The 24,733-nt window shown below is 49.3% G+C and carries 23 protein-coding genes; 7 read left to right on the top strand and 16 right to left on the bottom strand.

The window, feature by feature from the left end; genetic code table 11:
• Nucleotides 1-79 precede the first annotated feature (79 nt).
• From AC6B99_RS10960 to AC6B99_RS10970, 3 genes are all read left to right on the top strand, one after another.
• Nucleotides 80-982 (top strand): LysR family transcriptional regulator, encoded by a 903-nt coding sequence (locus tag AC6B99_RS10960; RefSeq protein ID WP_430154855.1) that lies wholly within the window; start codon nucleotides 80-82, stop codon nucleotides 980-982.
• A gap of 37 nt (nucleotides 983-1,019) precedes the next feature.
• Entirely contained in the window at nucleotides 1,020-1,829 is an 810-nt protein-coding gene (locus AC6B99_RS10965) for a histidinol-phosphatase HisJ family protein (RefSeq protein WP_494864115.1), read from the top strand.
• Nucleotides 1,830-2,102: 273 nt separating this feature from the next.
• On the top strand, nucleotides 2,103-2,957 hold the full coding sequence (locus tag AC6B99_RS10970; protein WP_494864116.1) for an EamA family transporter: 855 nt from the start codon (nucleotides 2,103-2,105) through the stop codon (nucleotides 2,955-2,957).
• 142 nt (nucleotides 2,958-3,099) lie between these two features.
• Here AC6B99_RS10970 and AC6B99_RS10975 read toward each other — a convergent pair whose 3' ends face one another.
• Entirely contained in the window at nucleotides 3,100-3,498 is a 399-nt protein-coding gene (locus AC6B99_RS10975; protein ID WP_496663349.1) for a DoxX family protein, read from the bottom strand.
• A gap of 201 nt (nucleotides 3,499-3,699) precedes the next feature.
• Here AC6B99_RS10975 and AC6B99_RS10980 point away from each other — a divergent pair, with 201 nt between their 5' ends.
• A complete protein-coding gene (locus tag AC6B99_RS10980) occupies nucleotides 3,700-4,008 on the top strand; it encodes a winged helix-turn-helix transcriptional regulator (protein ID WP_056040108.1) in 309 nt (102 codons plus the stop codon).
• A 297-nt stretch (nucleotides 4,009-4,305) separates the two neighbouring features.
• Here AC6B99_RS10980 and sdhB read toward each other — a convergent pair whose 3' ends face one another.
• The 3 genes from sdhB to AC6B99_RS10995 are packed head-to-tail and all read right to left on the bottom strand — an operon-like array spanning nucleotide 4,306 to nucleotide 7,526.
• Complete coding sequence (sdhB, locus tag AC6B99_RS10985; RefSeq protein ID WP_056039506.1) at nucleotides 4,306-5,070, bottom strand: succinate dehydrogenase iron-sulfur subunit; 765 nt, start codon at nucleotides 5,068-5,070, stop codon at nucleotides 4,306-4,308.
• A gap of 2 nt (nucleotides 5,071-5,072) precedes the next feature.
• On the bottom strand, nucleotides 5,073-6,830 hold the full coding sequence (sdhA, locus tag AC6B99_RS10990; protein ID WP_056039503.1) for a succinate dehydrogenase flavoprotein subunit: 1,758 nt from the start codon (nucleotides 6,828-6,830) through the stop codon (nucleotides 5,073-5,075).
• Nucleotides 6,831-6,854: 24 nt separating this feature from the next.
• Complete coding sequence (locus AC6B99_RS10995) at nucleotides 6,855-7,526, bottom strand: succinate dehydrogenase cytochrome b558 subunit (protein ID WP_056039501.1); 672 nt, start codon at nucleotides 7,524-7,526, stop codon at nucleotides 6,855-6,857.
• Between the two features lie 216 nt (nucleotides 7,527-7,742).
• On the opposite strand from AC6B99_RS10995, the gene AC6B99_RS11000 reads away from it, so the two are divergent.
• Nucleotides 7,743-8,633: a LysR substrate-binding domain-containing protein gene (locus AC6B99_RS11000; RefSeq protein WP_494879971.1), complete on the top strand. Its 891-nt coding sequence runs from the start codon at nucleotides 7,743-7,745 to the stop codon at nucleotides 8,631-8,633.
• A gap of 65 nt (nucleotides 8,634-8,698) precedes the next feature.
• On the opposite strand, the gene AC6B99_RS11005 is transcribed toward AC6B99_RS11000, so the two are convergent.
• Both AC6B99_RS11005 and AC6B99_RS11010 read right to left on the bottom strand, forming a co-directional pair.
• Complete coding sequence (locus AC6B99_RS11005) at nucleotides 8,699-9,361, bottom strand: potassium channel family protein (RefSeq protein WP_056039495.1); 663 nt, start codon at nucleotides 9,359-9,361, stop codon at nucleotides 8,699-8,701.
• 18 nt (nucleotides 9,362-9,379) lie between these two features.
• Nucleotides 9,380-10,723, bottom strand: a complete 1,344-nt coding sequence (locus AC6B99_RS11010; protein ID WP_056039493.1) for a TrkH family potassium uptake protein — start codon at nucleotides 10,721-10,723, stop codon at nucleotides 9,380-9,382.
• A gap of 341 nt (nucleotides 10,724-11,064) precedes the next feature.
• On the opposite strand from AC6B99_RS11010, the gene AC6B99_RS11015 reads away from it, so the two are divergent.
• On the top strand, nucleotides 11,065-12,687 hold the full coding sequence (locus AC6B99_RS11015) for a CPBP family intramembrane glutamic endopeptidase (RefSeq protein ID WP_496663350.1): 1,623 nt from the start codon (nucleotides 11,065-11,067) through the stop codon (nucleotides 12,685-12,687).
• Nucleotides 12,688-12,777: 90 nt separating this feature from the next.
• On the opposite strand, the gene uvrC is transcribed toward AC6B99_RS11015, so the two are convergent.
• Nucleotides 12,778-14,811, bottom strand: a complete 2,034-nt coding sequence (uvrC, locus tag AC6B99_RS11020) for an excinuclease ABC subunit UvrC (RefSeq protein ID WP_496663351.1) — start codon at nucleotides 14,809-14,811, stop codon at nucleotides 12,778-12,780.
• Nucleotides 14,812-14,980: 169 nt separating this feature from the next.
• Here uvrC and AC6B99_RS11025 point away from each other — a divergent pair, with 169 nt between their 5' ends.
• Nucleotides 14,981-15,127: a YqzM family protein gene (locus AC6B99_RS11025; protein WP_099516602.1), complete on the top strand. Its 147-nt coding sequence runs from the start codon at nucleotides 14,981-14,983 to the stop codon at nucleotides 15,125-15,127.
• A gap of 283 nt (nucleotides 15,128-15,410) precedes the next feature.
• Here the strand turns inward: AC6B99_RS11025 and AC6B99_RS11030 are convergent, their stop codons facing one another.
• From AC6B99_RS11030 to AC6B99_RS11070, 9 genes are all read right to left on the bottom strand, one after another.
• A complete protein-coding gene (locus tag AC6B99_RS11030) occupies nucleotides 15,411-15,656 on the bottom strand; it encodes a YezD family protein (protein ID WP_056039485.1) in 246 nt (81 codons plus the stop codon).
• Between the two features lie 40 nt (nucleotides 15,657-15,696).
• On the bottom strand, nucleotides 15,697-16,578 hold the full coding sequence (gene cysW / locus AC6B99_RS11035) for a sulfate ABC transporter permease subunit CysW (protein WP_494864121.1): 882 nt from the start codon (nucleotides 16,576-16,578) through the stop codon (nucleotides 15,697-15,699).
• Nucleotides 16,579-16,583: 5 nt separating this feature from the next.
• Nucleotides 16,584-17,450 (bottom strand): sulfate ABC transporter permease subunit CysT, encoded by an 867-nt coding sequence (gene cysT, locus AC6B99_RS11040; protein WP_056039478.1) that lies wholly within the window; start codon nucleotides 17,448-17,450, stop codon nucleotides 16,584-16,586.
• A 43-nt stretch (nucleotides 17,451-17,493) separates the two neighbouring features.
• Nucleotides 17,494-18,588 (bottom strand): sulfate ABC transporter substrate-binding protein, encoded by a 1,095-nt coding sequence (locus tag AC6B99_RS11045; protein ID WP_056039475.1) that lies wholly within the window; start codon nucleotides 18,586-18,588, stop codon nucleotides 17,494-17,496.
• A 401-nt stretch (nucleotides 18,589-18,989) separates the two neighbouring features.
• On the bottom strand, nucleotides 18,990-19,919 hold the full coding sequence (locus AC6B99_RS11050; RefSeq protein WP_056039472.1) for an ABC transporter ATP-binding protein: 930 nt from the start codon (nucleotides 19,917-19,919) through the stop codon (nucleotides 18,990-18,992).
• A complete protein-coding gene (locus AC6B99_RS11055; protein ID WP_056039469.1) occupies nucleotides 19,920-20,987 on the bottom strand; it encodes an ABC transporter ATP-binding protein in 1,068 nt (355 codons plus the stop codon).
• A gap of 16 nt (nucleotides 20,988-21,003) precedes the next feature.
• On the bottom strand, nucleotides 21,004-21,921 hold the full coding sequence (locus tag AC6B99_RS11060; protein WP_056039466.1) for an ABC transporter permease: 918 nt from the start codon (nucleotides 21,919-21,921) through the stop codon (nucleotides 21,004-21,006).
• Between the two features lie 2 nt (nucleotides 21,922-21,923).
• A complete protein-coding gene (locus tag AC6B99_RS11065) occupies nucleotides 21,924-22,859 on the bottom strand; it encodes an ABC transporter permease (protein WP_046228634.1) in 936 nt (311 codons plus the stop codon).
• Between the two features lie 178 nt (nucleotides 22,860-23,037).
• On the bottom strand, nucleotides 23,038-24,708 hold the full coding sequence (locus AC6B99_RS11070) for a peptide ABC transporter substrate-binding protein (protein WP_056039463.1): 1,671 nt from the start codon (nucleotides 24,706-24,708) through the stop codon (nucleotides 23,038-23,040).
• Nucleotides 24,709-24,733 lie beyond the last annotated feature (25 nt).

Consider the following 24,733-nt stretch of genomic DNA (forward strand, 5'->3'; position numbering starts at 1 on the left):
CACGAGGAAAGGCATCTACGCCTGCAAGCCTATTTCAATAAGCGTGTAATCGCTTCACTTAACCTGGAGGGGGATTGTAGTGAATATTAGCCAACTTGAAACACTCCTCACCATTTCCAAAACGATGAGTTTCCGCAAGGCGGGTGAGCTGCTTAATTTGACCCAGCCTGCTGTATCCGCACAAGTCAAAACGCTTGAAGAGGAATTCAAGACGGTTCTGATTGACCGCAATCAGCCTGTGACCCTCACCGACCATGGACAAGTTTTTCTGGAGCATGCCGAGAGAATTTTGCTTATTGTCGAAGAGCTTAAGGCTAAGCTTTCAGACCTCAACACGACGCCTCAAGGCCATATTTTGCTCGGGACAACTTCTTCCATTGCGATTCAAATTTTGCCGCGGGTATTAGCCTACTTTCAAGACCAGTTTCCGCTGATCAAAACAACGATCCATACGATGCCATCATCACAGGTGACCGCAAGCGTCGAAAATGGCACAATTGACATTGGTATTTCTTATTTATTTGAGAAAAATCCAAACCTGCACTCGTCCACTCTTTATTACGATACGTTTGAGCTTGTTGTATCTCCGGAGCATCCGCTGAGCGATTTGAAGCATACTACCGTAGAGGCACTCAAGGATATTCCTATGATCATGCTTGCACCCGACACACTAGGACGGCGCTTCGTAGACAAAATTTTTCGCCAGTACAACATTCAGCCGAACATTATGATGGAGCTTTCGAGCAGCGAAGAGGTTAAGCGCATGGTTGAAATTAATCTTGGCGCCGCCGTCGTCTCCAAACTTTCCATTGCCGAGGAGCTGCGGCGGGGCTCGCTCAAGATGATTAAGGTGAATGAGCTCGAAATCAGCCATCCGGTCGGCGTCGTCTACAAGTCCGGGAGATATTTAAATACGGCGATGCAGCAGTTTTTAAGCGATCTCAAGGGCATGCCGGAGCATCAATTTATTAGCAGCGAATAGACTGACAGCGCATTTTCAACTCAAGGAGGAAACAGCTATGAAATTTGATCTGCACACCCATCACGAACGTTGCGGCCATGCCGACGGAACGATTGAAGACTACATTATTGCCGCTTTGGACGCAGGTTTGCAGGCCATCGGCATTTCTGATCATTCGCCTTATTTCGGCCATAAGGACGACCGTCCTTTTCCCGGCATCGCCATGGCTCAATCCGAATTTGACAACTACATAAAGGAAGTACTCGAGCTTAAAGCTAAATATGAGGGGCGTATTGAAGTACTGCTCGGCATGGAGTCAGACTTTTTCCCTGAACGGCTTCCAGCTTATCGCGACGCCTATGAAGGTGTACCATTCGACTACATTATCGGCTCTGTCCATCAGGTAAGCGGAGTGAGCATTTTTAATCGCAATCGCTGGGAAAAGTTGACCGAGAAGCAGCAATTTGAGGATAAGCGCCGTTATTATGACCTCATCAGCCAATCGGCGCGCAGCGGCATGTTTGATGTGCTGGGGCATATCGATGCAATGAAAGGTTATTACCCCGCTTTCTCTGATATTAAAGCCGATGCCGAAATTGATGATACGCTCCGCATCATTGCCGAAAACGACGTTTCGATTGAAATTAATACGTCCGGCAGCACAAAATATGTAGGCGGCTGGTATCCGTCCGATGAAATTTTGGAGCGTGCCCATCATTTCGGCGTTAATGTGACCTTTGGCTCCGACGCTCACGTTCCAGCAAGGGTCGGGGACGATTGGGATCGCGTCAGCAAGCGCCTCAAGGAAATTGGCTTCAACAAATGGGTGTTCTACCGCCAGCGCAAGCAGATCATCGTACCGCTTTAAGCCGTCTGCTTATGGAATCTGAACAAATCATGCTGCTTTGCTGTTTATCAGCAGAGCAGCCTCTTTTTTTGTATGGAGAACGTATGCGGAACGCCGCCATCGAACAAATGGACAAAAAAAGTGGACCTGCACCGAGCGCAGGTCCGAATTCGATATATTAAAAGGGGGTCTTGTTTATTATAATAACCGAGTATTGTAATAGGGGTATAACAGAATCATTTCATTTGTGTAACAAATGCAACAATATCGCAAACAATCAGGGAGTTGAACATCATGTGGCTAACGGTTGCCATCTCTAGCGCCATTTTATTCGGATTAGCCGGCTGGTGGATGAAAAGAAGCCAGATGAGCGGCGGTACGACCTCGGCGCTGCTGCTCGGGCTTTACGCCTCTGGTACAGTCGGGTTTGGCGTGCATGCCGTCTTTGAGGGATCGCTCGCTTCGTTAGCCGATTACCGAATCTGGATTGCTGGAGCGATCATTGGAGCAGGTTCAGCCATCGGCAACGCGGTCTTTATGAAGGCACTGGATTATGGTCCGGCAAGCCTGACCTCTCCACTGACGAATATGAACATCGTGCTCGTTGTTGCATTAGGCACGCTTGTATATAAGGAACCTTTGCATTTTACGCAAGCTTGCGGCATTTTGCTGCTGCTGCTTTCCGTTGTACTCATTTCTTATAAAAAACAGGTACAAACCGCACCTGCCCAGAAACAGTGGTTTTTCTACGTTGGCGCTGCGGTCGTCTTCTTCACCTTCCGCAATGGCGGGCTCAAGGTGACGGAAGAATGGGGATTATCCAGCGCTCCGATTTTATTCGTGGGCTATTTGCTGTCTTTTCTATGGTTCGCCTTGTTAAGCAAAGAAAAAAACAGCAGCAACCGCAAGCCCGCCTATCGGACAGGCTTGCTTTACGGACTGCTCGCTGGCCTCTTCTCCTACGCCGGCCTCCAGCTTTATGCAACTGCGCTGGCAACTGGGCCCGCTAATCTAGCCGCGCCGATCTTCGCCACAAACAGCCTCGTCGTCGCGGCAGGCGCCATCCTGATTTACAAGGAAAAACTAAATGCCGCCCAGTGGGCGGCATTCGCATGCATGATGATCGGGCTTGTTGTCATCCGCTTATAGCGGCTGGCAGCAGGCTTTTTTTAAATATAGGAAAGTTTATGATTTCGCCATACTTTCTCTATATTTCTCGGACTGAAATTCGCTACGCCGCCAAAAGACGGCGACAGCCGTTTCACCTTGCAATACAGAACTGCTTCTTCCCTTATTTAAGCAAGGCGTCGATGGACAGCTCTCCCGCACCGGTCAAAGCAACGCCGACAAATACGGCGATAAGCACCATGTTATATTCGTAGCCGTTCTGCGTTGACCACAACCCATTAGCGCCATGCACCTTCACAATCGCCATAATCATTGGGATGATCAGCAGCACCGCGCCAACCCATGTCCACAAGCCTGCTGCAAACAACAAGCCGCCCACCGCTTCGCTTAATCCTGCTGCCAATGCCATCAGTACGCCAGGCTTAACGCCTATCGAATCCAGCCATCCCCCAGTGCCTTTCAAACCATAGCCACCGAACCAGCCAAACAGCTTCTGCGCTCCATGACCAACCATCAACAAGCCTAATACTACCCGAATAATCAATAATCCTGTGTCCAACATTTTAACCTCACCCTTCGTCTTTTGTTTGGTTTCACAGCTGCAACACTTGCTCGCTGTTTCATGAACCCATCTTAATATATAAACTAACTTTTGTAAAGTAAATATTTAAAATAAAGTTAAATGGCGATATGGTGTTTATATGCACTTACTTTTCCAAAGTAGATATGTTATAATGGGTTAAGAAGAAACGGGGTGATCAGGTTGGATTATTCAACAATGTGCCCAAAGTATGAAGCAGCGGCCGAAATTTTAGGCAAGAAATGGACCGGTCTCATCATTCGGGTGCTACTAGCTGGACCAAAGAGGTTCAAGGAGATCAAGGAGCAAATTCCGGATATGAGCGACAAGATGCTTACCGACCGGATGAAGGAACTTGAACAACTTTCCATTATTAAACGAACGGTATATCCAGAAATGCCTGTTCGCATTGAATACGAATTAAGTGACAAAGGCCATCATTTAGAGCCTGTCATTGAATCGATTCAAAAGTGGGGCGAAGAGTGGCTGTAACAAGCCAGCTTTAAGAGCTACTAGTAGGAAATGCATAAAGGCAGCAAAAAAGAACCGTGAGAGCGGTTCTTTTTTGCTGCCTTTATGTCGTATTCGCGGCTGATCATTGACAAGTGCCATAATCTCTTTTATTATTGATACTGATTATCATTATTACAATCGTAAACGGCTGTCGTCGTCCTCTTGCGGCAAAGCTGCCGTTTCGCGGTGAAATATAAGCTGATTATAAAAGTAAAACTTATAAATGCTTATATTTTTAAAAAAAGCCTTCCACCGCTAAGGTGGAAGACCGTATATTTAAAATCCAAGCCATTTTTTGAACAGATGCTTCGTTGTATCTTTGTTGATTGCCGCAATTGACGTCGTAAGCGGAATGCCTTTCGGACAAGAGCGAACACAGTTTTGCGAGTTGCCGCAGCCCTCGATGCCGCCATCCTCCATCAAGGCTTCCAGACGCTCTTCCTTGTTCATTTCTCCCGTAGGGTGAACGTTGAACAAGCGAACCTGAGAAATAGCCGCTGGGCCAACAAAGCTGTTGCGATCGTTGACGTTCGGGCAAGATTCCAGACATACGCCGCACGTCATGCACTTGGACAGCTCGTAAGCCCATTGACGCTTCGATTCAGCCAGGCGCGGGCCAGGACCGAGATCATAAGTGCCATCGATCGGAATCCATGCCTTAACGCGTTTGAGGGCGTTAAACATGCGCTCGCGATTGATGACAAGGTCACGAACGACCGGGAAAGTGCGCATCGGCTCCAGACGTACCGGTTGCTCCAATTGATCGATCAGTGCGCTGCAGGCTTGGCGCGGCTTGCCGTTAATGACCATGGAGCAGGCGCCGCAAACTTCTTCCAGACAGTTGGATTCCCAGCATACTGGAGCTGTATTGCCGCCATCCGCCATCGTCGGATTACGCTGAATTTCCATAAGTCCGCTGATGACGTTCATATTCGGGCGATACGGAATTTCAAATTCCTCTTTGTAAGGCGCAGACTCCGGTCCATCCTGACGGGTAATGATGAACTTAACGGTTTTTGTAGCAGTAGTCGTATCAGCCATCTTTATTCTCCTTTCTTCTTGTTCGCTGTGTAGTCACGTTTACGCGGTGTAATCAGGGAAACATCGATGTCCTCGTACGAAATTTGCGGACCTTCCTTCGTCCAAGTCGCAATCGTTGATTTCATGAACTTCTCGTCGTTGCGCTCTGTGAAATCCGGCTTGTAATGCGCGCCGCGGCTTTCGTCACGGAGCAGGGCACCCAAGGTCATAGCTTCGGACAGCTCGAGCATGTTCCATAGCTGACGAGTGAAAGCAACGCTTGAGTTGTTCCATTTCATCGAGTCATTGATGTTGATATTGTTGTAACGCTGCTTGAGCTCTTTGATTTTGTTAATCGTTGCTTCTAGCTTGTCATTGAAACGAACAACCGTCATATTGTTGGTCATCCATTCGCCAAGCTCCTTGTGCAGAACGTAAGCATTTTCTGTACCGTTCATGGCAAGAATGCTTTCGTATTTATCCGTTTGGCGTTTTTGCTCACGGTCGAATACGGAGGAAGCCACGTCAGCGGAAGCTTTCTTCATACCTTTAATGTACTCTACCGCTTTCGGTCCTGCGACCATACCGCCGTAAATCGCCGACAAGAGCGAGTTCGCACCGAGACGGTTAGCGCCATGGTATTGATACTCGCATTCGCCTGCTGCAAACAATCCAGGGATGTTCGTCATTTGGTTGTAATCTACCCACATGCCGCCCATCGAATAGTGAACCGCAGGGAAAATTTTCATCGGCAGCTTCCGTGGATCATCGCCCATGAACTTCTCATAAATTTCGATGATGCCGCCGAGCTTCACATCAAGCTCCTTCGGATCTTTATGGGAAAGATCAAGGTAAACCATGTTTTCGCCATTGATGCCGAGCTTCTGATCGACACAGACGCTGAAAATTTCACGAGTCGCAATATCACGCGGCACAAGATTGCCGTATGCTGGATATTTTTCCTCAAGGAAGTACCAAGGCTTGCCGTCTTTGTAAGTCCATACGCGGCCGCCTTCGCCACGAGCTGATTCGGACATCAAGCGCAGCTTGTCATCGCCCGGGATCGCGGTTGGGTGAATTTGAATAAATTCGCCGTTCGCATAATTAACGCCTTGCTGATACACCGCACTTGCTGCTGTACCTGTATTAATAACCGAGTTCGTCGTTTTGCCAAAAATAATGCCAGGGCCGCCCGATGCCAATATAACCGCATCGCCCACGAACGTCTTCACTTCCATCGAACGCAAATCCTGTGCAGATACCCCGCGGCAGATGCCTTCGTCATCCAGAACGGCGCCAAGGAATTCCCAGTGCTCGTATTTCGTTACGAGGCCGGCTGCTTCCCAGCGGCGAACTTGCTCATCCAAAGCGTATAGCAATTGCTGTCCAGTTGTGGCACCTGCAAATGCTGTACGGTGATACTGTGTGCCTCCGAAACGGCGGAAATCGAGCAAGCCTTCCGGCGTACGGCTGAACATAACGCCCATACGGTCCATTAAGTGGATAATGCCTGGTGCTGCTTCACACATTGCTTTAACAGGAGGCTGGTTAGCGAGGAAGTCTCCCCCGTATACCGTATCGTCAAAATGCTCCCAAGGCGAGTCGCCTTCACCTTTTGTATTAACCGCCCCGTTAATGCCGCCCTGCGCGCAGACGGAATGGGAACGCTTCACCGGCACGATCGAGAACAGATCAACGTGCATGCCAGCTTCTGCTGCTTTTATCGTAGCCATAAGACCGGCAAGGCCGCCGCCTACGACGATTATTTTATTGTTAGCCATCACGCTTCACTCCTTGTCTTCAAACTATCCGATAGTATTCCAAGCCAATGCGAGATCGGCTGCTTCCTTGAATTCGTCGCCGCGGAAGGCAACCAGCGAAAGAATAAACAATGCCGCTACGACTACAAAAACACCCATGCATACAATGGATGAAATCCGCTGTGCACGAGGCCCTACTGTAATGCCCCAGCTGATCAAAAATGCCCATAGGCCATTGGCAAAGTGGAACGTAGCTGCCAATACTCCGACCACATAAAATACAAAATAAAGCGGATTAGTCGCAATATTGTGCATCGTGGAGCCTAGCTCTTCATGTGTGATATAGCCCAAGTACACTTGAAAACGGGTTTGGTATACGTGCCAGAACACGAAGATAAACGTGATAACACCCGTTAAACGCTGTGCTGTAAACGCCCAGTTGCGGCCATACTTGAAACGACCCAGGTTGCTGTCTGACTGATAGGCTACATATAAGCCGTACACGCCATGGAAAAGCAGCGGGAGGTAAATACCGAAAATTTCAAAAATCGGCAGCAATGGCAAGCTGTTAATGAGACTAACGCCGCTGCTGAACCCCTCTGCCCCCCTCTCGAACGATTGATAGTTCGTAAGCGCATGCACAACGATAAACATTCCGAGCGGAATGATACCAAGCAGCGAGTGAAGCTTACGGGAAAAATACGAATTTCCTTTCATGCCTTTGTGTCTCCTTTCCAGACTGTGGTTACGCTTTCCTCAAATGCTTGTCTACAAATCATTCTACATTTTACTCTTCGGTTCTTTCTCCGTCAACAAAAGTTGACACAGTTTAGTCACACTTCCCATCGTACTCCTTTTCGGCTTATAATGGAATTGCTTATTTTTTATAATTTGTTATAACAATTTAACATAAGCAGACTGGAGCTGGCTATTTTGATTGAAGAAATGCATATGTTTGCCGCCATCGTCGAGCAGTCCAGCATGAACAAGGCTGCAGCGCTGCTGAACCTGTCCCAGCCTGCCCTCTCCCGTAAAGTAGCCAAGCTTGAGCAGGATATCGGCTCGCAGCTGTTCCGGCGCATCGGCAAGCGGCTGGAGCTGACACCGATCGGCCAGATGACCTATGAATACGCACTGGAGCTGCGCCAGCTGCACCGGCGCTACCTGCAGAAGGTTGCCGATTATGAGTCGGCAGGGCGGACCTCCATTACGATTGGAGCGAGCCTGACGACGCTGCAAACGACGCTGCCCGATTTTATCAAGGCGCTCAATAGCAGCCATCCTGAATTCGATATTAAGGCGGTCACGGGCAAAACCCATGAAATCGTTACTTATGTAAGAGAAGGCAAAGCCGATATCGGCATTGTCGCCTCACGGATTGAAGATGCCCAGCTGCACTGCGTCCCGCTGTTCGAGGATCATCTGCTGCTCGTCCTGCCGAAAAGCATGGTGGTAACGGACAAGGGCATGCTCGGTATCCAGGACCTCAACGGCTTGCCGATTCTCCTCTTCTCCAAAGGAACCTGGTATCGCATGCTAACCGACGAGTTGTTTGCCAAATACAATCTCCAGCCAGATGTACGCATGGAGATTGACTCTTTCGAGGCGATCGTCCGGCTTCAGCACACTTGCCGGGCTGCGACGCTGCTTCCCCAATCTTATGTGCGTGAACAGCTGCTGGCCGACAATGATCTCACCGTCATTCCGATCAGAGAGCTGGCGGAGACGAAGCGAACGACTTCGCTCATTCATGCCGACCCGGCCCAGCTGCATCCAGCCGTCCGTCTGTGGATTGAGGAGCTTGCCTCCCGCTCGAAGGCCTGAGCAGCGAAACAACAAGAAGACAGCAGCGCAGGTGTGAATAGCCGCATGCGCTGCTGTTTTTATTGTCACCTTGTTGCTGCCTCTTCAAACTGCTCAATCTGCTCATTCGTCCCGATAATGACCATGACATCACGCTCGTGCAGCACATCGGCTGCTGTCGGGGCAATAATAATGCCATTGGGCTTATTAATCGCTACAATGCTGCACCCGAAGCGGGCGCGCAGGTCGAGATCGCTGAGCGTCTTGCCATGCATTTTGCCCGTGACGACAATCTCGGCAATCGTATAATCCTTGGACAGCTCGATATAATCGAGCAGATTCGGCGATACCAGCTGATGTGCGACTCGAATGCCCATATCCCGCTCTGGATAAATAATGCGGTCCACGCCGATTTTTTCCAATACCCGCCCGTGCAGCTCGTCCACCGCTTTCGCCACTACGGTCTTAACACCCAAATCCTTAAGCAAAATCGTCGTCAAAATGCTCGCTTGAATATCATTGCCAATCGCGACAACACCAACATCAAAATTCCGTACGCCAATCGAGCGCAGCGTCTCCTCGTCTGTGCAATCGGCTGATACGGTATAGGTGAGCTCATCGCTTAGCTCCTGAACGGCTTCCTCATCCTTATCAATGCCTAGCACCTCATAGCCTAGCTGAATTAACTCTCTGCCCAGACTTGAGCCGAAACGCCCAAGCCCTACGATGACGAACTGGTTCTTTTTCATAATAAATCTGTGTTTCCCCTATCCAATTGTAATTTTGCCCTCGGGATACCGGTAAAGCTCTTTGCTGGTTTTCGGATTGAGCGCATAAGCAAGCGTCAGCGGGCCTAGACGACCAGCGAACATCGTAATCGAAATAATAATTTTCCCGAAATCGCTCAGCTCTGGCGTTATGCCCATCGACAGGCCTACCGTCCCGAAGGCGGATGTTGCTTCAAATAAAATTTTAATAAACCGCTGATCCTCGGTCGCGGATAATAGCATCGTTACGACGACGACCAGCGCCAGCGACAGCATCGTAATCGTAAGCGCCTTGAGCACCCGCTCCTTGCCGAGGCGATAGCGGAACAGTACAATGTCCTCTTTCCCCCGAAACATTGCGACAACCGCCCCTATGAGCGTCATAAACGTCGTCGTTTTGATCCCGCCCCCCGTTGAGCCGGGAGATGCGCCGATAAACATTAATATAATGGTGAAAAATAAAGTCGCCTGCCGCAAATCGGCATAGTTGAGCGTATTAGCCCCCGCCGTCCTCGGAGAGACGGACTGGAAGAAGGATGCAAGAATTTTCCCGCCCCAGTCGAGCGAGCCAAGCGTTCGCGCATTCGAAAACTCAAAAATAAATATTACGACCGCCCCGACTGCAATGAGCGAGCCAGTCATCACCAGCACCACCTTGCTGTGCAGGGACAGCCCTTTGCGGCGGCGGAATTCCAGCAAATCCGAGATTACGATAAAACCGAGGCCTCCGGATATAATAAGCAGCATGGCAGTCAGGTTCACAATCGGATCATCCACATACATCGTCAAGCTGCGGTAGTCGCCAAAAATATCAAACCCTGCATTATTAAACAGCGACACAGCATGAAACACGCCGAAATACAGCGCCTTACCAAACGGCATATCATAGGCAAAGCGCATCGTGAACAGCAATGTGCCAACGAGCTCAAATGATAAGGAGTAAACAATGACCTTGCGTATGAGCCGAATAATGCCTTCCATGCTGCCTTGATTCATGGCTTCTTGCAAAATAAGCCGTTCCCGCAGCGAAATGCGCTTTTTCAGCACAAGCGCGAACAGCGTGCCCATCGTCATAAAGCCGAGCCCGCCAATTTGAATAAGCAGCATAATAATAACCTGACCAGCCACCGAAAAATAAGTGCCAGAATCCACGACTACAAGCCCCGTCACGCTAGTTGCCGAGGTAGCCGTAAACAAAGCATCCAGAAAACGCAGCCCGCTTCCGTCGGCCGATGCAAAAGGCAGGGATAGCAGCAGAGCTCCCAGCATAATAATAATCGCAAAGCCAACGACCAATATGCGTGGCGGGGACCATTTTAGTAACGAAAAAAACGAAATATTCATTGCATCCACCTTCATATTGCCTATTATTCTTTTCACTTGCAGCACCTGTATTTCCAATTTCCATTACACATGACTTAACGATTATAAGCTTAAAGCACACTGCGTATAAAACAGCCTTTTGCAATAAAAACAGCTGATTTCATTCAAAAACAGCCCTGCGAGGAGGATAGCCGCCCATTAGCTTGCCGGATATCGTTATTTCTCTGTTTTATGAATGCGGACAACGCTGACAAGCCTTCTAAAGGGTGACCAAGCTGTTAGATTGGCGATGATATGGTTTAATATGGTATCGTATGAGTACTATGCTTAATTTTTCGATTAAACAGAAATTGAGGTGAGTTATGATTGAATTTATTGCTCCACGCGAGTGGAAGAAATTTGTATGGGCCGCCGTTATTAGCGCTGTCGTTTTTATATTTTTGCAAATCATCCCTATGCTTGGCGGTCCTGATTCAGGCGCATCGGAATCCCAGGGCAACGTTATAGGAAATGAAGCAGCCCTGCAAAAAGCAACGGAATTTGCCGCCAAGCAGTTCGGCGTTAACGTTACGGACGCTCATACGGTTTATCAAACTGACAGCGATGAAACCGGCTATTTGATAAAGGAAAAGCTGTACGAGGATTATGCGTCCAAATATATGCAGCAGTTTCCGCTCGACACCTATCAAACGCAAGTAACGCTTGACAATGGCAGCACCGCGTTCGTCTACCTCCATATGCAAAGCGGCAGCGTTATCGCTTGGAATCTCCTTGGAGCAGGCTCGGGCGTGAACACCATTAATGAACAGAAGCAGCTTCTCGATGCAGCGGCCAGCTTTGCGACTACGCAAGGCTTTCAAGCCAAAGATTTGAACGACGCTGCCGTTAACTCGCTAGGACAGGTCGTCATTCATCCAACAGGGTATGCAGCAGGCAGTTCCCAGCTTGAGCTTCGTGTGGGCTTTAGTCAAAATGGCGACAAAACCGTCATTTCTACTTATAAGCCAGCCTTTATTCCACCCGCAGACTATGTAGCCAATATTGAGCAGCAAAAAAGCACGGCCGACGCTTTATCGATGATCAGCCTCATTTACATGACTTTCATTACGCTGGTGCTAGCTATTATCTATGCGATATTATACCGCCGTCATACGACATTCAAACGCGGGATCGCCATCAGCCTTATTTTCACCGTTTTTTATATTATTAACAATCTTGGCATTATGGACGGCGTTATTGCCCAGCAAGGCGAACAGGTAATGGGCGATGCCCAGGTGTCCTTTATGGCATGGTTTACTGCGCTTCTGCTCATCCCGGTTGGCGCAGCCGTCTATTTCTCCTTCGTGGCCGGTGACGGCATGTGGCGCTCGTGGAAACGTCCGATATGGCCTGGCTTCCGCGAAAAAAATTACGGCGAGCATGTTTGGCGCAGCATGGGACTCGGTTATTTGATTGCCCTTATTTTGCTAGGCGTGCAGTCAGTCATTTTTCTAGTGCTCGAAACGGCGATCGGCAGTTGGAGCACAAGCGATGCGACTCAGTCTCCCTACAATATCAAATGGCTGTGGCTCATGCCGATGCTGGCTTGGTGCGCTGCGATTTCCGAGGAAGCCATTTACCGATTTTTCGGCATTGCCTTGTTCCGCAGATGGTTCAAAAATATTTATGTCGCCGCCTTGATTCCGACCATCTTGTGGGCGCTTGGTCATGTCTCCTATCCGATCTTCCCGTACTACACCAGGCTGATTGAGCTAATTATTATTGGGATGATCTTCAGCTACATTTTCCTGCGTTACAGCCTCATTACCGCCATATTCGTTCATGCGATATTTGATTCGCTGTTAATGGGCTTCTCACTCATTTCTGTAGGCGGTGCTTTAAATATCGGAGCAGCGATCTTCTACGCTGTTCTGCCTGTTCCAATTGCCTATATCATTCGGGTATGGCATCGTAAGAAAAACGCCTGGCGGCGTCCTTCCTATTAGACGCCATCGTTTTGGCGAAACGTATAGAGAAAGGATGAGAACATTCATATCCTTTCCTATACGTCAAAAAAGGAGGAAGGCCGCCGCAGCTTACGGCGACGCCTCCTCCCCAAGTGCCGCAATAATTTGTGCGGCAAGCTTATCTCCTATTGAAAGAGGCCGGAAATCTTCCACCGTGGCCTCTTTTATTTTTTTAATGGAGCCAAAATGCTTAAGCAGCAGCTTGCGCCGCTTCTCGCCAATGCCCGGAATAGCATCGAGCTGTGAGACGACCATCGACTTGCCGCGCTGCTCGCGGTGGAACGTAATCGCGAAGCGGTGAACCTCGTCTTGTATGCGCTGCAGCAAATAAAACTCCTGGCTGTCGCGCGGCAGCGGAATAATTTCAGCGGGATCGCCGGTCATGAGCTGTGCGGTCCGGTGTTTGGCATCCTTGACGAGACCGCATACCGGGATAAACAGGTTCAGCTCATTTTGCAGCACATCAATCGCTGCGGAAATTTGCCCCTTGCCGCCATCGACGACGATCAGATCCGGAGCAGCCAGCTGATCCTTGAGCACGCGCTCATAGCGCCTGCGGATGACCTCGCGCATCGTCTCATAATCATCTGGCCCGACGACCGTCTTGACCTTGTATTTGCGGTATTCCTTGCGATCCGGCTTGCCGTCCGTAAATACGACCATAGCCGATACGGGATTCGTACCTTGTATGTTGGAGTTGTCAAACGCCTCAATTCGGGTTGCCTGCGGCAAACCAAGCCATTGGGCCAGCCCTGCCGCCGCCTTGACGCTGCGCTCCTCATCCCGCTCGATGAGCCGGAACTTGTCGGCAAGCGTTACCTTGGCATTCTCCGTCGCCATCGAGACGACCTCGCTCTTGCGTCCGCGCTGCGGCAGCAGCACCTTGACCTTAAGCCAGTGGTGCAGCGCAGCAGCGGCCTCCTCCGCAACGGACAGCTCCTTCTCTTTGGGCGGCTGGGCTTCCCCTTGCGTCTCTTCGTCAATCACAACGACTAGGCTCGCTGCATCGACCATATCCCTTACTGCTTCATTTGCGCTTGGCGCTGCTTCCTGGTCAAGATTGGCAGCAGTCGTCTCCTGCTTCCCTGCGGCCAGCTTGCCCGCTGTCTGTGCGCTCTCCGCCTGCTCTGGCGGCAACGGCAGCAAAATCTGCTTCGGCAGCGCAGGATTTTCACTGTAGTATTGGGTTACAAAGGTCATAAAATCATCGTACTCTTCGCCATAATAAGGGAAGGTCGTACCATGGCGCTCAATAAGCTTGCCTTGGCGCATATAAAGAATTTGGACGCACATCCAGCCCTTCTCGACCGCATAGCCGAAAATATCGCGGTCCAAGGCGTCAGACATCGTAATTTTCTGCTTCTCCATCACCGCATCAATCGCAATGATCTGATCGCGGTACTCCTTCGCCCGCTCGAACTCCAGCTGCTCGGCGGAAGCCTCCATTTTGCGCTGCAAATCCGCCCGCACCACATCATGGCCGCCATTGAGGAAACGGGTAATTTCCTGAACCATCGCCTCATAGGTGCCGGGTTCAATCTCATATTCACAAGGCGCAATGCATTGCCCCATGTGATAGTACAGGCATACCTTGTCAGGCAGCGTCTTGCATTTGCGCAGCGGATACAGCCGGTCCAGCAGCTTCTTCGTCTGCTGGGCGGCATAAGCATTCGGATAAGGGCCGAAATATTTCCCCTTATCCTTGGCCATCCTGCGGGTTACCTCGAGTTTCGGATGCTGCTCATGCGTAATTTTTATATAAGGAAAGGACTTGTCGTCCTTCAGCAAGACGTTATAGCGCGGGTGATACTGCTTAATGAGATTGCACTCCAGAATGAGCGCCTCCATGTTGCTCTTCGTCAATATAAAATCAAAATCGCGGATTTCCGCAACGAGGCGCTGCGTCTTGCCATTATGAGAGCCGTTGAAATACGAGCGGACGCGATTTTTTAATATTTTGGCTTTGCCGACGTATATGATTGTGCCTTCGCTGTTTTTCATTAAATAGCAGCCAGGCTGGTCCGGAAGCAGCGCTAGCTTATGACGAATTAATTCCGCTGCTTCAGCCTGGCTGGCTGCCTGTTTCCCCTCATGCTGATTCATTTCCAAACCTCCCTTGCGGACATTTGTTCCCATGCCTTATTGTAACATAGATTGGTGCCGGCAGCCGAGTCCTCAAGTTTACAATAGTTGCCGTGTTTTGCTTTACAATTATTCGGATAGTTGGGTATACTGTTGATAGCTAAATCGTTTTCAAGGGAGGACGCTTGTTATGGAGAACGTTAGAGACCCGCGCGAGCATTATAATGAAGAACCGCGCCACGACTTGATGGACGTAGTGTTCGGCTTCGGCGGCATGCTCGGTCTAATGACTGTCATGTTTGCTGCTGCTGTTATCGTGAAATTTATCATATCGTAAACAAATAGCAAGCTTTGCAGCCAAGGTGAAACGGCTCTCGCCGTCCTTTGGCGGCGTGGCGCGTTTCATTCCGAGAAATAGAGAGAACGGATGGCGAAATCATATCCTTTCCTATATTTCAAGGTGAAACGGCTCTCGCCGTCCTCTGGCGGCGTGGCGCGTTTCATTCCGAGAAATATAGGCCATTTATAAGAGAGAAACTTATAAATGACCTATATTTAAAAGAAAGAACCTTCGAACCCGCTATTAGGCGGATGATTCGAAGGTTCTTTTCTTTATTTATTCAGGCCGATTGGTGCTTGTTGCTGTTGGTGTTACTATTATTATGGCTATTGCTTGCCTGCTGCTTGACGCTTTGGGATTCCTGCTGCTTGCTGGAGGGCTGATCGTAGCGCGTCCGCTCGGTCCGGTCAATCTGGACGATTCTGCCGTCATGCACCGTAATATTCACACTTCCATATTGCAGCCCGCCCACCTGATCCGCAATCCGCTTAAGCCACTGCTGATCAATTTCCAAAGGTTTTGCCATTGTCTTCTCCTCCTTTTTTTAATCCACCTTATCGTAAGTGTCAGGCATTTTGGGCAGAAGCCCGCTTGTTCATTTGCCATTCCATCAGCGACTTGACGATAAGCGTAATAAACGCCAGCATGACGAGCAGCGATGCCACGGCAAACGAAGCTGAAAATTGGTATTCGTTGTACAAAATCTCAATATGCAGCGGCAGCGTGTTTGTCTGCCCGCGAATATGGCCTGATACGACAGACACTGCTCCAAACTCGCCCATCGCCCGGGCATTACATAAAATAATGCCGTACAATAGGCCCCACTTTATGTTCGGATAGGTGACCCGCCAAAAAATTTGCCAGCCCTTTGCGCCAAGGCTTGCCGCTGCTTCCTCTTCTGCCACTCCCTGCGCCTGCATGAGCGGAATGAGCTCGCGGGCAATGAAAGGCACCGTTACGAATACGGTCGCCAGCACGATGCCCGGCAGTGCGAAGACGAGCTGAATGCCATGGGAATCGAGCCATGGGCCGAAAAAGCCCTGCGCGCCAAACATCAAAATATAAATAAGTCCAGATATGACCGGAGATACGGCAAACGGCAAATCAATGAGTGTAATTAAAAACTGCTTGCCGCGAAAACGGAACTTGCTGATCGCCCACGCAGCGGATATGCCGAACAGCGTATTCAGCGGAACGGCGATTACAGCTACGAGCAGCGTCAGTCTCAGTGCCGATAAAGCATCGGGATCGGTGATCGCGGCACGATAAACGTCAAAGCCCTTCTTAAAAGCTTCAACAAATACAGAAACGAGCGGCAGCAGGACGACCAGCGCGAGGAAAATAAGCGCTACCGTTATGAGTACAATCCGTACGATTGCCGGTTCCGTAATATGCTTAGGCCGCTTGGAGGCCTCGCTCGATAAATGCGTTGTAATTGCTCCAGCCATCTTGCTTAGCCTCCTTCTACGACGCGGCGGTTAATCCGCCACTGCATGAAATTAATGAACAGCAGCAGCAGGAACGAAACGACGAGCATAACGAGCGCGATTGCGGTAGCCCCTGCGTAATCAAACTGCTCCAGCTTCGTCATAATGAGAAGCGGGGCGATTTCGGTTTTCATCGGCATATTGCCAGAGATGAATACGACGGAGCCGTATTCCCCAATTCCGCGAGCAAAAGCTAGAGCGAAGCCCGTAAGCAGAGCCGGCATCAGCTCAGGCAAAATCACTTTCCAAAAAGTTCGCATCCGGTAGGCGCCAAGCATAACCGCGGCCTCTTCTATTTCTTTATTGAGATCCTGCAGCACAGGCTGCACCGTGCGGACGACGAAGGGAATGCCGATAAAGATAAGGGCTATTGTAATGCCCAGTGGCGTATAGGCTACCTTGAGTCCGAGAGGCTGGAGCAGCTTGCCTACCCAGCCATTCGGCGCATAAATAGCCGTCAGTGCAATTCCCGCTACCGCTGTCGGCAGCGCGAATGGAAGATCGACGAGGCTGTCGATAAATTTTTTGCCGGGAAAACGGTAGCGGACCAGCACCCACGCAATGAGCAGGCCGAACACCATATTGACGGCTGCGGCGCTGAAAGCGGTAAAGAAGCTGATGCGATAAGAAGCCAGAACCCTTGGATTCGTTACCGTGCCCCAAAATTCGGCAAAGCTGAGTCCTGTCGTCTTAATAAATACGCTGGCCAGCGGGATTAGAACGATCAAGCTCAAATACACAATTGCAAATCCCATTGATAGGCCGAAGCCGGGCAAAACGTTTCGCGCTTTGCCGCCTCTGCTTCTTCCTTTGCTCCTACTGGAACCTTTCATGTGAAGTCAGCTCCATTCCACATTTTGCTGTGCCTAGCGATCATTACGAGCCTGGCGTGTAAATCTTTTCGAATATGCCGCCCGCATTAAAATGCTTCTCCTGCGCCACTTTCCAGCCGCCAAAATCTCCGTCGATCGTCAGCAGATCCAGCTTTTTGAACGTATCTGCATATTTTGCAGCAATCGTCTCATTAATAGGACGGTAGTAGTTTTTAGCTGCAATCTCTTGGCCTTCATCCGAGTACAAATACTCCAGATATGCTTTGGCTACTTCTGTCGTTTTATTGGCCTCGGCATTTTTATCAACGACCGCTACAGGCGGCTCCGCCAAAATGCTGACCGAAGGATAGACGATTTCGAATTGATCAGGTCCAAGCTCCTTGATGGACAGGAACGCTTCATTTTCCCAAGCCAGCAGCACATCGCCAATTCCTTTTTCTACAAAGGTCGTTGTTGCTCCGCGCGCACCTGTATCGAGCACTGGCACATGCTTGAACAGCTGTGTGATGAACTCCTGCGCTTTCGCCTCGTCATTGTTGTTCTGCTTGAGCGCATAGCCCCATGCTGCAAGATAGTTCCAACGCGCTCCACCCGACGTTTGCGGGTTTGGCGTAATGACCTCTACACCGTCTTTAATCAGATCATTCCAGTCTTTAATGCCCTTCGGGTTGCCCTTGCGTACAAGGAACACGATTGTTGACGTATACGGCGAGCTGTTATGCTCGAATTTGGATTGCCAGTCTGCACTCAGCAGGCCCGGCTCCACCAAGGAATCAATATCGTAGCCAAGCGCCAGCGTGACGACATCTGCTTTCAGACCGTCAATGACTGCGCGGGCTTGCTTGCCTGATCCGCCATGGGACTGGCTAATCGTTACGTCCTGGCCGGTTTTATTTTTCCAATACGTTGAAAAAGCTTTATTATACTCCTCGTACAGCTCACGAGTTGGGTCATACGATACATTTAGCAGCTTGACTGGTTCTGCTGGCTTCTCTCCTGCGGCGCCCGCTTCTGTTGATGCAGCTGGCGACTCTCCTGCTCCTGCTCCAGTTCCCTGGTTGCCTCCGTTTGCTCCGCAAGCGGACAAGATGAGCACCAATACGAGCAATAATGAAACCGACCATTTCCCCTTTAACATAAATCCTCACACCCCTGATTTTTTTCTTTTTGCTCCTGCAGTCCTGGATAAATGAGTAACGTTTTGCCGCCGGTGGTCCGGTAGATAAAATATTATTCCTACCCGCTTAGTTGGTTATGGAAGGATTCTACCAGCGTGATTTTGTTTAGTCAATAGCGTTTTCGAAATTAGGTTTATGAATTGATGTTAATACCATTTTGGTAAAAAGCTCGCTTTTTGTGTGCTGTTTCTGCCGCCTTCCAACCTGAAGATAACGATAGGAATCGAGAGCTCTCCACGCAAAAAAAGGACTGCCCTCAAACCAGTGCAGCCGTAAGGCTTTACTGATTTGGAACAGTCCTTTCTACTAGAGCTGCAAGCTGTATTCATGCAAGCTTTAAGCCCAGTGGCTTAAACCCATTTTAATGAGAAGCTTGCAGCTGCTCCATCTCGCGTTTCGAGCAATACACAAAATGTCCAGGCTTCACTTCACGAATTTCCGGAAGGTCCTCCGGTGTATACTGATGCACATTCGGATCATAAGGTGTCCGTTTGCGCACGCGCTCCGTCTCCGGATCGGGAATTGGAATGGCCGACAGCAGCGACTTCGTATAAGGATGCATTGGATTGTTGTACAGCTCATCCGCAGTAGCAAGCTCAACGAGCTTGCCAAAGTACATCACGCCAATACGGTCGCTAATATATTTAACCATAGACAAATCATGGGCAATAAACAAATAAGTCAGGTTTTTCTCCCGCTGCAGCTTCTTCATCAGATTGATAATTTGCGCTTGAATCGATACGTCCAGCGCGGAGATCGCCTCATCGGCAATAATAAAGTCAGGATCGACCGCAAGCGCGCGGGCAATACCGATCCGCTGGCGCTGTCCGCCGGACGCTTCATGCGGGTAGCGGCTCGCATAGTCCTTGTGCAAGCCTACTGTCTCCAGCAGCTCATGCACTCTCGCCATGCGTTCCTTATTATTTTTCGCAAGCCCATGAAGATCAATGCCCTCGGCAATAATATCGCCAACAGTCATCCTCGGGTTGAGCGAGGCATATGGATCTTGGAAAATCATTTGCATTTTGCGGTTCAGACGCTTCAGTTCGCTTCTAGACTTGTGTCCGTGAACATTCTCACCGCTGAACAGCACTTGGCCGTCCGTCGCGTCATACAGCCGTAGAATCGTTCTGCCGGTCGTTGATTTGCCGCAGCCTGACTCCCCAACGAGACCAAGCGTCTCGCCTTCATAAATATCGAAGCTGACGTCGTCGACAGCTTTCACCATATTCGGGCGGCCTTCATTGAAATATTGCTTTAGGTTTTTGATTTCTAGCAGCTTCTTCGCCATTTAAGCCTCTCCTTCCGCAAGCACCGGCTTATCGAAAGACGCTGCCAATTTACGAACTCTCCGTTTAACCTGCTCCGGCAGCTCCACCTTCGGCGCATCCGGGTGCAGCAGCCATGTTTTGGCATAATGCGTTTCGGATACTTGGAACATCGGCGGCTCTTCCTCGAAATCAATCGCCAGCGCGTAGCGGTTGCGTGGGGCAAACGCATCGCCCTTAGGCGGATTCGTCAAATCAGGAGGCGTGCCTGGTATGTCCAGCAGCTCGGCTTTATCTGTCATATCAAGGCTCGGCATGGACGCAAGAAGTCCCCATGTGTAAGGATGGCGCGGATCGTAGAAAATTTCATCCACAGTTCCAACCTCGACAATTTGCCCCGCATACATAACGGCTACACGGTCAGCTACATTTGCAACAACGCCCAAATCATGCGTGATGAAAATGACGGACATGCCGATTTTTTGCTGCAAATCTTTGATCAGCTCCAAAATTTGCGACTGGATCGTTACGTCAAGCGCCGTCGTCGGCTCATCGGCAATGAGCAATCTTGGATTGGCCGCAAGCGCAATCGCAATCATCGCCCGCTGGCGCATACCGCCGGAAAACTCATGGGCATATTGGTTAATCCGCGTCTCCGGCATCGGAATACCGACGAGACGAAGCAGTTCAATCGTACGTTCTTTTGCAGCGGAGCCGGAAAGCTTTTGGTGCTTCTTCAGCACCTCCATAATTTGCGGTCCGATTTTCATTGTTGGATTGAGCGAGGTCATCGGATCTTGGAAAATCATACTAATATCCTTGCCCCGTACCTTCTCCATTTGCTTATCGGTCTTTTTCACCAAATCGTCGCCATCAAACAAAATTTCGCCATTGGTAATTTTGCCTGGCGGCATCGGAATGAGCTTCATAATCGTTTGTGAAGCGACACTTTTGCCAGAACCCGATTCCCCTACGATGGCAAGCGTCTCGCCCTTGTACAGGTCAAAGCTAATGCCTCTTACCGCCTGTACCTCGCCGCCGTGCGTACCGAAGGAAACGCACAAATCTTTTACTTCGAGCAGCTTTTCCATTTATGCTTCCCTCCTATTATTTGCGCATTTTCGGATCGAGAGCGTCACGCAATCCGTCGCCAATTACGTTAAATGAGAAAATCGTTACACAGATCATAATGGCCGGGAAGAACAAACGCCATGGATAATATTTAAGCGCAGGCAATCCATCGGATGCCATTGTACCCCAGCTCGCAATCGGCGGAGTCAGGCCTAGACCCAAATAGCTCAGGAACGACTCTGTAAAAATCGCCGATGGAATCGTCAGCGTCATCGTAATCAGAATAGGGCCCATCGCATTCGGAATCAAATGCTTTCTCATAATCCAAGGCATCGTTGCGCCCAGTGTACGAGCGGCTAACACATACTCGCGGTTTTTCAGCGACAACACTTGTCCCCGAACGATACGCGACATATTAATCCAGCCCGTTATAGTCATCGCTACAATCATCGTTCCCAAGCTTTGCCCGAATACGACCATCAAAATAATCGCCAGCAGCAAATAGGGAATACCGTAGAGAACGTCGGCAAAACGCATCATGCCTTCGTCTACACGTCCGCCCTTGTAAGCGGCAATTCCGCCCCAAAGGACGCCAATAAACAAGTCGATAAGTGCGGCCGCAAGTCCGATAAACAGGGAAATTCGTGCACCCTCCCAGACACGGGCAAACATGTCGCGTCCCAGATCATCCGTGCCGAACCAGTGTTCAGCAGACGGTGCTTGATTTTTGTTGCCTAGATCGTTGGAACGGTAATCAAATTCGGTCATTAATGGGCCAAACGCAGCCATAAAGACCAAAATAACGAGCAGCACAACCCCGACCATGGCTAGTTTGTTTTGTGCGAAGCGCCGAACGACATCCTGCCAGAAAGTAAGGCTTGCCTTCGCCACATTATCTGTTCCTTGCTGCTGCAAGCCTACCAGCTTAAAGCGGTCTTTAGATATTGGTTCCATCGTCAAGCCCCTTTCTTCCCGCGCCCAAGTTTAATACGGGGATCAATTAATCCATATAAAATGTCAACCAAGAGTACGCTAAAGAGAAGGATAATACTATAGAACACCGTAACACCCATAATAACCGTGTAGTCACGGTTACCGATACTTACAACGAAGTGGGAGCCAAGGCCCGGTATGCCGAAAATACGCTCAATAACAAAGCTTCCTGTAATGACACCAGCCGACAGCGGCCCCATATAAGAAACGACAGGCAGCAGCGCATTGCGAAGCGTATGTTTAATTGTAATCATAAACTCGCTCAGGCCCTTGGCCTTCGCAGTCTTAATATAATCATTGCTAAGTACTTCAAGCATGCTGGAGCGCGTCAGACGAGCGATAAATGCCGTGGGCGTGGAAGCGAGTGCAATCGCCGGCAAAACCGTATGCATGAACGTTCCCCATCTTGCGACAGGAAAAATGCCAAATTTAATGGCAAGCACATATTGCAGCACCGTTGCCATAATGAAGGAAGGCACCGAAATCCCCGCCACCGCAATAATCATCGCGGTATAATCCTGCCAGCGATTATGCTTGAGCGCAGCAATAACACCTAGAATGACACCAACGGCAAGCGCCAGGAAGATCGCTTCCAAGCCAAGCACGAGTGAAACAGGAAAACCGGTATTGATCAAATCATTAACGGTCTGGCTTTTATACTTGAATGAAGGACCAAAATCCCATTGCAGCACTTTCAGCAAATAATCGCCATATTGCGCATACCACGGTTGATCCAGACCATAGTGAGCCAGCAGATTAGCTTTAATCTCCGGCGGCAGCTGCTTCTCCGACGTAAACGGGTTACCCGGAGCAAGACGCATCAAGAAAAAGGTAGCTGTAATAATCAGCCACAACGACAAAAGGATATACAGCAAACGTCTGCCAATATATTTCACCATAATAGTCTGGCACCTCCTATTAGTTTCGAGCTTTATTTACATATAAGGGGAGTATAGCCCCGCATTTTCATAACAAAGGAACACCCCGAACCACTTGAAAATGTGATCCGGGATGTTCCGCCCACCATACCGCTGCATCCGGTTATGGTCGACTATTCTTTTTTACATCCTACCTGTATTAAGCTTCAATATAGGCCCATTTGTAAGTTACGTCGCCTAGACCGCTGATTACAACGTTTTTCAATTTTTCATTTTGAACCCAGTTCATCGTATAGAAATAAATTGGCGCTACAGGCATATCTTCCATGAAGATTGCTTCTGCTTGTTTCAACATTTCCGTACGTTTCGCAGCATCTGACTCAGATGCGGAATCAATCAGCAATTTTTTGTATTCTGCATTTTCCCAGCCTGTATCGTTGTTGCCGCCATCAGCATCGCGGTACAGCTCAAGGAAGTTAATTGGATCATTGAAATCTCCAAGCCAGCCCAGACGGCCTACTTGGTAGTCGCCAGCATGCAATTTCTCGATATATACAGCCCACTCAGCGTTATCAAGCGTTACTTCTACGCCAAGGTTTTTGGACCACATGTCTTGAATGGCTTGAGCGATTTTTTGGTGCGCTTCATTCGTGTTATAAGAAATAGAGATTGGAGGAAGCTCAGATGCGTCTTTCAGGCCCATTTCCTTCAAGCCTTCAGCCAAATATTCTTTTGCTTTCGCCATATCGTTATCGGCAAAATAACCTTTTTCGTTTTCAGCAAACATCGTCGGAGGCACCATTGCCATCGCTGGCAATTGCTCGCCTTGTGTAATGTTGTCGATCAGTTCTTGGCGGTTCATCGCATAAGCGAATGCTTTACGGATGTTTTTGTTGTCGAAAGGAGCCACTTTCGTGTTGAACTTGTAGTTGTACACACCAGCAATTGGTTGTGTATGCAAAGAGCCTTGGTCTTTCAAAGCTTGCATGGCATCAACTGGCAATTGGCCGTTAGGCTGTCCAGCCCAGTCCAGCTCGCCATTGTCAAACATCGAAAGCTCAGTATTGAAATCATTGATCATCGAGAAGTTGATTTTAGTCAATTTCACGTTGTCTTTATCCCAATACGTGTCGCTTTTCTCAATAATAAGGTTGTCGCTGTGTTTCCATTCGGTCATGTGGAAAGGACCGTTCGTTGTGTATTGGTCGCCTGCATCGTTAGCCCAATCTTTGTTGGCTGCAGCAATTTTGCTGTTTACTGGCAGGTATGTGTAGAATGCTGTCAATTCAAGGAAGAAAGAAGTCGGGTTAGCAAGCGTAACTTCAAGCGTAGTGTCGTTGACCGCTTTAATGCCTACATCTTCAACTTTTCCTTTGCCGAGGTTAGCAGCCTCTGCTCCTTTAATATAATAAAGCTGATAAGCGTAATCTGCTGCGTTAGCTGGGTCTAGAACCCATTTCCATGCATATTCAAAGTCTCCGGCAATTACTGGATCGCCATTGGACCATTTAGCGCCGTCGCGAATAGTGAATGTGTATACCGTTTGGTCAGGAGAAACTTCAACTTTCGATGCTACTGCATTTTCAGGGTGTCCGTCTTGTCCAATACGTGTCAAACCTTCGAACGTTTGGCGCAAAATCGTACCGGATGTGGAGTCGCTTGCTTTACCAGGGTTAAGTGTCGGGGGCTCAGATGCAATGTTCACGCTGATCTCTTGATTATCAGCCAATTTCACTTCGGTTGCGGTAGCCTCTGGGCTAGCCTCTCCCGGATTATTGGTGCCTGTGTTAGTGCCTGCATTGCCACAAGCGCTGATGATCAAAGTCATGACAAGCAACGTGCTGAGTAAAAACGAATACTTCTTTTTCATGCGTTTATTTCCTCCCAATTAATAT

It is taken from the genome of Paenibacillus liaoningensis (assembly GCF_059609455.1).